Here is a 1,530-nt window from a genome sequence, read left to right as displayed (position 1 = left end):
CCCGCGCCGCCGTCCGCGCCGTCGGCGGGCTCGGCCGCCGGGGTGTCGCCGCCCGCACCGGGGCTCCGCGGGACCACCCCTGTGCCGTCCGGCACGGGGTGGACTCCCCGGCTGTAGAACTCCAGCCAGTACCTGACCAGTTCCAGGTAGGGCCGCGAGGGGTTGTAACTGAGGACCGCCCCGTCCAGGTCGGCACCCCGGCCCAGGTCCCGGTCGCCCGCGCACAGGTAGTGTCCGGCCGCCAGAGCCGCGTCGAAGACGTTGTTCGGGTCGGCCCGGCCGTCACCGTTGCCGTCCGCGCCCCAGCGGGACCAGGTGGAGGGCAGGAACTGCATCGGCCCCACCGCGCGGTCGTAGACCCGGTCACCGTCGTGGGACCCGCCCTCAGTGTCCCGGATGAGGGCGAATCCGCGGCCGTCGAGGGCGGGGCCGGTGATCCGGCGCACGGTGGTGCCGTCCTGGGTGACCGCGCCGCCGCCCGCGTGGCCGGATTCGACCTTGCCGATCGCCGCGAGCAGTTGCCAGGGCAGTCGGCAGCCGGGATCGGTCCTGCCGACCGAGGTCTCGGCGGCACGGTAGGCACGCAGCACGGTGGCCGGGATGCCGGAATGGGAGCGCAGGCCGCGCACGACGGCCGGGGAGGCCGTACCGGCCTGGCTGGTCAGGGGCGGCAGTTCGGTGTGGTACGAACCGTCGCCCGGCGGAGCGGGTTCGACGTACGGGGCGTGCGGGGCGTCCGTGGCCGGTCGGTGTTCCTCGTCGGCCGCGGGTGCGGCGTGGGCGTCCTTCGCCTCCCCGGTGAGGCCGGGTGCCTGCGAGGCGGTGAGGGCCGCCACGGCCGTCACGGCGAGGGCAGTGGTCCGCAGACCCCTCCGGGTCCGGCCGGGGTGCGGGAGTCGTGCGCGGCGTAAGGACATGGCTGCTGTCACTCCGTGGTGGGTGTCGTGGGCTTCGCGTCGCGCGCTCGGTGGCCCGACGGCGTGGTCGCGTGGCCGCGTGGTCCTCAGCGGCCGAAGGTGTCGATGCCGGAGACGAGCCACCGTCCGTCGCGGCGTACGACGTCCACGGCGAGCATCGCTCCCGCGTACACGCCCTCGTCCCGCTTCCCGCGCGTTGCGGCGGTGCTGACACTGCTCTGGTCGGCGTAGACCAGGACCCGGGCCCGGTCGCCGTCGATGCGTTCGACCGCGCTGTCGGTGACCGTCGTGGTGATCACCGCCTTCTGCGCCTCGGCCCGCGCGCGGACGTCGGCGAGCAGGGCGCGGTGCTGGGCGACGGCCTTGCCGGTGAGGAGGCCGCCGGCGGCCTTGTCGAGTGCGCCGGGGTCGGTGTGGTCGTAGGAGAAGAGCCGGTCGACGGCTCTGGCCGTCTGTCCCTTGATCTCGCTGGTGCGGGCGAGGTCGGTCAGGGCGGTGTTGCGCAGCGCGGGGTCGTCCCGCAGTGCCTCGGCCCTGGCGTGCGCCCAGCCGGCGAAGCCGCCGAGGAGGACGGTGAGAACGCACAGGAGTGCGAGGGCTGTGCGGCGGTGGG

The 1,530-nt window shown here is 75.0% G+C and carries 1 protein-coding gene and 1 pseudogene; both read right to left on the bottom strand.

Going from position 1 to position 1,530, the window contains the following annotated elements; genetic code table 11:
- On the bottom strand, positions 1-917 hold a 917-nt coding region (locus CCN42_RS33490), incomplete at its 3' end, for a lytic transglycosylase domain-containing protein (protein ID WP_086741204.1).
- Positions 918-1,003: 86 nt separating this feature from the next.
- Positions 1,004-1,530, bottom strand: a pseudogene (locus CCN42_RS33485) (hypothetical protein); the annotation flags it as partial.

Origin of the sequence: Streptomyces glaucescens, assembly GCF_002154375.1 — a bacterium.
Lineage (GTDB): Bacteria > Actinomycetota > Actinomycetes > Streptomycetales > Streptomycetaceae > Streptomyces > Streptomyces glaucescens.
Note: the sequence above shows the minus strand (reverse complement) of the source record. Positions and strands in the feature narration are given on the sequence as shown.